This is a genomic window from Acinetobacter sp. AOR12_HL, assembly GCF_027855275.1.
GTDB lineage: Bacteria > Pseudomonadota > Gammaproteobacteria > Pseudomonadales > Moraxellaceae > Acinetobacter > Acinetobacter baumannii.
Genome location: NZ_JAKTIJ010000018.1, coordinates 82,779 through 89,782 on the forward strand (window position 1 = coordinate 82,779; position 7,004 = coordinate 89,782).

The window sequence follows — 7,004 nt, forward strand, 5'->3', positions numbered from 1 at the left end:
CATAAACAAACCCCGATCTATCTTAACTGATTCCCAAACGATCCCATAACTTTTGCAGTCGAGTTGGTGAAATAGGCATCTTGGTTTTCATCGGCTGAGAAAATAAAGAAATGCGAAATTCTTCCAACATCAAATACAATTCTTTGATTCTTGGATCATTTTTGAATTTAAATACCTTGTCCATCCATGGATCGACATCATCAATAGCGGCATGATCTCGCTGTAGATTATTTGGCAATCGGTCTAAACGCAATAGCAGCGCTTTTAAATAACGCGGATATTCCTGCCAAAGATCGACTGGTTGGCAGTAAACAAAGTTACCAAGTGACATGAGATCTAACTGATCTTCAATATCATCAATACTGCGTCCAAACACATCCGGATCAAGTACTAAAAGCTGACGACGAATTTGCTGCCATTGAATGTAAATATCACTTAACTGCTCAAGTGCTTGCTGACCATAACTCAAAAATTGCTTTTTGCCTTGTTCTACAAGTTGATTAAATTCATCAGCATTAATTGGCAAAGTCTTGATTGCCATCTGCAATGTTGCATAGACCAGCATCTGCTCAAGCTTAGCTTTATCGCCTAAAGGTGAATAAGCAAGCGCAAGTGGTTTTGAAATCTGCTTTTTCAACTGGCGAACCAAATCACCAAGCTGCATATGGACCAGACGAATAATACCTTCCCGATGCTGTTTAATCGCCTCTGACTGATCATTAAAGGTTTGTATAACCACACCGGACTCATCTTTCGTTTCAAGTTCAGCAAAAGTTTTGGTTGGTACTAAAGCTTGATATTGTTTAACAACAACACCTGTCACCTTTTGTGAAGCTTCAAAGGTAAAGTTTTCAGGGAAAGTTTTAAACTCGCCTTTTTGCTGTTTTACTGGACGATGAGTTTCAACACGACAGCGAGCTTTCAACTCAGCTAAATCACGGCCTTTGGCAATTAATTTACCTTTTTCATCAATGACCTTAATAAAAGGCACCAAATACGGATCTATTCGTTCAAATGAAAAATCTTTATCGGTAATTTGCTCACCGCGTAAAGCAAATGCAAGATAGCTAAAAATATGCTGTCGCAAATGTACCGCATCAATGCCCTGCATAAGCTTACGAGCTGTGTCAGGAATAGGCACTACATTACGACGTTTATCTTTTGGTAGAGCTTTTAATAGCGCTTCAATTAAATCTAAACGCCAGCCTGGAATACCCCAAGACCAGATGTTTTCATCAACTTGCGGCAATGCCTGTACCGGAATTTGAACCGTTGCGCCATCTTCATCATGACTTGGGTCAAAACGATATGTCGTTGCCAAGCGTAACTGGCCATTATGTAAATGATCAGGGAATTGCTGCGTGGTCGGACGGTCATTGAGCCAAAGCGCATCATCTTCCACGTATAAATAACGCGGATTTTTTGCTTCTACGGTTGCACGCCAGTCTTCAAAAATACGACGACTCGCAATTTCTTCAGGAATTTTCGACGCATAGAACTGATAAATCGTTTCTTCATCGACTACCAAATCGCGGCGACGTAATTTATCTTCAACTCGCTCTACTTCTTCAAGTTTAAGCAAGTTGTGTTTTAAAAATGGAGGAACTGTCCCCAGATTTCCTGTGGTTAATGCATCACGTAAGAAAATCTCATGTGCAGCAGGTTGATCAACTTTTTCAAAATTAACCAAACGCTTCGGTTCAATAATTAAACCAAACAATGAAATTTGTGCATAAGCATTTACAATACCGGCTTTTTTAGACCAATGCGGCTCGAAATAGTGATATTTCAATAAGTCGCGTGCAGCAAGCAAAATCCATTCAGGATCAATTTTTGCTAATGTACGTAAATAGACTTGAGAGGTTTCCACCATCTCAAAAGCCATCACCCACGCAGTATTGGTTTTGTGCAATGTGCTGGCTGGAAAAACTTTTGCCTTTTGCTGACGTACTGCCATAAAGGTATTACGTTCATCAGTTTTATTGGCAATAAAAGACAATAAACCTGTTAGTAACGCACGGTGCAAGTTTTCATAATTTGCAGGCTTTTCATTAAAACTAAGTTTTAAACCTTTGGCCAGCTCAACTAATTGCTGGTGTGTCTGTTTCCATTCACGTAACCGTAACCAACTTAAGAAATGCTGCTTAGCAAATTGACGGCGCTTGTTTTCCGACATTCCTGCTTCGCCTTTAGGATTTAAAGTATCCCAAAGTTTTAAATAAAACAGAAAATCTGAATCTGCTTCGCGGAACAATGCGTGCTTTTGATCAGCTTGCATTTGTTTATCTGCTGGACGTTCACGCGGGTCTTGAACTGCAAGTGCACTGACCACCACCAAAATTTCTTTGAGTACACCAAAATGAGCACCACCCACAATCATACGTGCGAGTCTTGGATCAATCGGCATACGTGCCATCATTTGGCCAACTTTGGTCAGTTCATTTTTCTTCTCGTTCAGCGCGCCTAACTCAATGAGCAACTTACGACCATCATTGACTAGACGGAAATCTGGCGGCTCAATGAAATCAAAGTTTTCCAGCTCACCTAAACCTAAGCTCTGCATTTGCAGAATAACCGATGCCAAGTTGGTTCGCTTAATTTCAGGTTCGGTAAACTCAGGACGACTTAAAAAGTCTTCTTCGCTATATAAACGAATACACACACCTGGAGCAACACGACCACAGCGCCCTTTACGTTGATTTGCTGCAGCTTGTGAAATTGCCTCAATCGGTAAGCGTTGCACGCGTGAACGGTAGTTATAACGAGATATACGTGCAAAGCCGCTATCAATCACGTAGCGAATATTAGGAACAGTCAGTGCAGTTTCTGCAACGTTCGTCGCAATAATAATACGGCGGCCCTTTCCACTTGGGCTAAAAATCTTTTGTTGCTCAGAAACGGCTAAACGCGCATACAAAGGTAAAATTTCGGTATGTCTCGGCCCGTACTTTTGTAAGGTTTCCTGCAATTCTCGAATTTCTTGCTCTGTGCTTGAGAAAATCAGAATATCTGCATGTTCTGGATGGCCTTTTTCCTCGGCATCAGCAAAGCATTCTTCTACAGCTTGTACGACTGCACGCGGCAGGTTTTCTTCAAAGTCGTCGAACTCGTCGTCATCACTACCACCAATATTCATTTCTGAAATTGGACGATAACGCACTTCAACCGGATAACTACGCCCTTCTACTTCAAAAATTGGTGCATTATTAAAGTAGTTACTAAAACGATTTACATCTAAAGTTGCCGAAGTCACGATGACTTTTAAATCTGGGCGTTTTGGCAGTAACTGCTTTAAATACCCCATAATAAAATCGATATTGAGTGAGCGCTCGTGCGCCTCATCAATAATGATCGTGTCATATTTAGACAAGAAGCGGTCATTTCCTAACTCGGCAAGCAAAATACCGTCGGTCATTAAACGGACAATCGAATCTTGCGAGCCTTGTTCATTAAAACGGATTTTAAAACCAATCGATTCGCCGAGCTTTTCGCCGACTTCTTCTGCAATACGCTGCGACACACTACGTGCAGCTAAACGACGTGGCTGGGTATGACCAATCATACCAGTCAAGCCACGCCCTGCTAACATTGCAATTTGAGGGAGCTGAGTAGTTTTCCCTGAACCTGTTTCACCAGCCACAATAATGACCTGATGCTTTTGAATCGCTTCTATTAAACGGTCAGCATATTGGGTAACAGGAAGATCCTGATTTAATTTAATTTTTGGTAAGCGTTCAAAACGTTGTCTAACTTTTGCATTAGACTGTTCAAATAATTTTTCAATCTCTACAGTATTGGCTTTTTTATCTTTACGTAAACGATTTAAACGGTAACGATCTCTCGCCATCACCCATTGATCTATATTTAAACCATTCAGCACAGATAAATTTTCCTGAAAATTCAACAATCCTCTATTTTACGCCTTAATGACCATAAGGTAAAACAATTGGTTTTTTATATATTTTTAATTTTTTTACATTTCACCCTTGAATTTTTAATATGTAAGCTTCATGTTGTTAAGCAAGTTTCTTTTACTATAACTGTCATTTGATTTACATGTTTTTGCAGTCAAATCGAATACAGTATTTGGGGACTTAAAAATCGAAAATTTCATACTTATTCAATTTTCCGATTTTAGTCATGTAAAAATACTATTTCCCCAATAAAGAATTTTTATTTATTCTACATCTCGTAAACAAGTTTAAATATAAACCTCAATCATGGAGACAATGATGAGCTTGATTAATACTGAAGTTAAACCTTTCCAAGCAACTGCTTACCACAACGGCCAATTCATCGAAGTGAACGAAACTAACCTTAAAGGTAAGTGGTCTGTTGTATTCTTCTATCCTGCTGACTTCACTTTCGTATGTCCTACTGAGCTTGAAGACTTAGCTGATAACTACGCTGAATTCCAAAAATTAGGCGTGGAAATCTACGGTGTTTCTACTGACACTCACTTCACTCACAAAGCTTGGCACGACACTTCAGACGCGATCAAGAAAATCCAATACCCATTAATCGGCGATCCAACTTGGACTCTTTCTAAAAACTTTGACGTTTTAATCGAGTCTGAAGGTTTAGCTGACCGTGGTACTTTCGTTATCGATCCAGAAGGTAAAATCCAAATCGTTGAAATCAACGCTGGCGGTATCGGTCGTGACGCATCTGAACTTCTTCGTAAAGTAAAAGCTGCTCAATACGTACATTCTCACCCAGGTGAAGTTTGCCCAGCTAAATGGAAAGAAGGCGAAGCAACTCTTGCTCCATCTATCGACCTAGTTGGTAAAATCTAATCTCTCTTAGATTTTAAAAACCTAAAGAACCATCCTTTATCGGATGGTTCTTTTGTTTTGAATAAGCACATCACATTTTCTACTGATACTTTTACAATTCTGCCCTTCCCCGTTACCTAAACATTGAGTAATGTCAAATAAACAACTGGTTAATTTTTGAGTACGTTTGATATGAAATAAAGGGGTGCATTTATGGCGAATACAGCGGTCGTCACTTCATGGAAATACAATGCGACATCGCGTCATTTAAAAATCTTTTATAGCGATGGCTCAGGAGATCTTTATCATCCTGTTCCTGAGTTTGTTTATGACAACTTATTACGTTCAACCGATAAAGCCGCCTTTGTACACAAATACTTAGAATTTAATTTGCACTTTACTCGACTCTCTTTGGTGATTGCCTCATAAAATTATAAAAAAGGCCTGTTCAAAACAGGCCCCTACTGGAATATGAAAAATTATTTCAGCATAACTATTTTGTGACCACTAAACACAAACCTGCGCCGACAGGCAAAATGCTGCTCATATAATCCGGATCTTTTTTAATTAAAGCTATAAATCGATTTACTTCTGCCGCATGAGATATCACATTATCGACAACTAAAACCCCACCTTTAGGCTTCATTAGGCGTTTTAAATCTGGCCAATAATTTTCATATGCATCACGTTCAGCATCTAACAAAATAAAATCAAATTTTTCCTGAGCTGCTTTTAAGTAATCGGCTGCATCTCCTACCCAAAATTGAACAATTTCACTGAGCTCTAACTCAGCTACATGACGTTTTGCCTCTGCACTTCGCTTTGCATCAATTTCAACTGTAATGACTTGCCCACCAGTCGCTTGGGCAGCTTCGGCAAGCCACAAAGTTGAATAGCCTGTTGAAGTGCCAATTTCCAAAATAGACTTGGCTTGCTGCATACGAATAAGCTGGGAAATTAGCTGAGCAGATTCTACTTCTATATTACGATACCGTTGTAAACGATCGGATTGCTGCGAGTCATGCTGTTTAAAGGTGTCATATAAATCAGCAACTCTTTGTAAGAAAATAGTATTTGGCATCTATTTTACTCCTTCTTTATATGACAGCCGTTTTATTTAAGTACTTTGTATTAATTTAAAACGCGGTACGACGCTACCATCACTCATTTGCACGGTTTCAGTAAACATATCAAGTGGTCGAACCCAAGTTGAATAATCACCATATAAACATTGATAAACGACCAATTCCTCTTCAGTTTCACTGTGTTTTGCTACAGAAAAAACTTGATAGAGATTACCTTTATAATGCTGATAAATGCCGCGTTGCAATGACATGAAAGTACCTTTTAATGTTATGACATAAAATCTTTACAGCCATATAACATATATAAATTTTCAAACACTTTCACTTTAAAATACTGCAAAACTAAAAATGAAATTAAGATGCTCTTTCTGTACTTTCTTAACTTACGCGTTGTTGCAAACCAACATTCAAAAAAACGATTAAATTCATAAAAACATACTGTTTTACCTATTCATTGTTTTAACGTACTATGCATCTATTGAAAGAATTTGGATGCATTGGAGTAAAAAACAGATGTTAGATCAAAACATTAAAACTCAATTAAAAGCTTACCTAGAACGTTTAGAAAGTCCAATCGAATTAGTTGCTGCTTTAGATGAATCAGATAAAGCTGCTCAAATTAAAGAATTAGTAACTGAAATCGCTGAGCTTTCTGACAAGGTAACAGCCCGTTTTGATGGTAACAATACACGTCGTCCAAGCTTTGGTGTGGCTAAAGCAGGTGAACAGCCTCGTGTATTCTTTGCAGGCTTACCAATGGGCCATGAGTTTACCTCTTTGATCTTGGCTTTGTTACAAGTGTCTGGCTATGCACCTAAAGTGTCGGATGAAGTTTTAAATCAGATTAAAGGCTTAAACCTCAAAGCCAACTTTGATGTATTCGTATCATTAAGCTGTCATAACTGTCCGGATGTGGTACAGGCGCTTAACCTGATTGCCATTTATAACCCGAACACCACGGCAACCATGATTGATGGTGCATTCTTCCAAGACGAAGTGGAACAACGCAAAATCATGGCTGTACCGATGGTATTCCAGGACAATGAGCACATTGGTCAAGGTCGTATGACCCTTGAAGAGATTGTGGCAAAACTTGATACCAACTCGGCTGAAAAAGACGCAGCAGCACTCAATGCCAAAGATG

Annotated in this window: 6 protein-coding genes; 3 read left to right on the plus strand and 3 right to left on the minus strand. The window is 39.0% G+C overall.

From position 1 onward, the window contains the following. Nucleotides 1-22: 22 nt before the first annotated feature. A complete protein-coding gene (gene hrpA / locus MKL36_RS08430; protein ID WP_021510523.1) occupies nucleotides 23-3,880 on the minus strand; it encodes an ATP-dependent RNA helicase HrpA in 3,858 nt (1,285 codons plus the stop codon). 352 nt (nucleotides 3,881-4,232) lie between these two features. Between hrpA and ahpC the strand changes: the two genes are divergently transcribed. Together ahpC and MKL36_RS08440 are read left to right on the plus strand one after the other, a co-directional pair. Next, complete coding sequence (gene ahpC, locus MKL36_RS08435; protein ID WP_000052794.1) at nucleotides 4,233-4,796, plus strand: alkyl hydroperoxide reductase subunit C; 564 nt, start codon at nucleotides 4,233-4,235, stop codon at nucleotides 4,794-4,796. A 192-nt stretch (nucleotides 4,797-4,988) separates the two neighbouring features. After that, a complete protein-coding gene (locus MKL36_RS08440) occupies nucleotides 4,989-5,204 on the plus strand; it encodes a KTSC domain-containing protein (protein ID WP_000024050.1) in 216 nt (71 codons plus the stop codon). 64 nt (nucleotides 5,205-5,268) lie between these two features. On the opposite strand, the gene MKL36_RS08445 is transcribed toward MKL36_RS08440, so the two are convergent. Both MKL36_RS08445 and MKL36_RS08450 read right to left on the minus strand, forming a co-directional pair. Further along, a complete protein-coding gene (locus MKL36_RS08445; RefSeq protein WP_001133993.1) occupies nucleotides 5,269-5,856 on the minus strand; it encodes an O-methyltransferase in 588 nt (195 codons plus the stop codon). A gap of 36 nt (nucleotides 5,857-5,892) precedes the next feature. Beyond that, nucleotides 5,893-6,111: a DUF1653 domain-containing protein gene (locus MKL36_RS08450; RefSeq protein ID WP_000058246.1), complete on the minus strand. Its 219-nt coding sequence runs from the start codon at nucleotides 6,109-6,111 to the stop codon at nucleotides 5,893-5,895. A 262-nt stretch (nucleotides 6,112-6,373) separates the two neighbouring features. Between MKL36_RS08450 and MKL36_RS08455 the strand changes: the two genes are divergently transcribed. After that, nucleotides 6,374-7,004 (plus strand): thioredoxin family protein (locus tag MKL36_RS08455; RefSeq protein WP_032016289.1); only part of this gene is annotated, 631 nt, incomplete at its 3' end.

Excerpts from the sequence above, each read along its gene's own strand:
- MKL36_RS08450 (WP_000058246.1), bottom strand. The coding sequence starts at position 6,111 with ATGTCATTGCAACGCGGCATTTATCAGCATTATAAAGGTAATCTCTAT.
- MKL36_RS08445 (WP_001133993.1), bottom strand. The coding sequence starts at position 5,856 with ATGCCAAATACTATTTTCTTACAAAGAGTTGCTGATTTATATGACACC.
- ahpC (WP_000052794.1), top strand. The coding sequence starts at position 4,233 with ATGAGCTTGATTAATACTGAAGTTAAACCTTTCCAAGCAACTGCTTAC.
- MKL36_RS08440 (WP_000024050.1), top strand. The coding sequence starts at position 4,989 with ATGGCGAATACAGCGGTCGTCACTTCATGGAAATACAATGCGACATCG.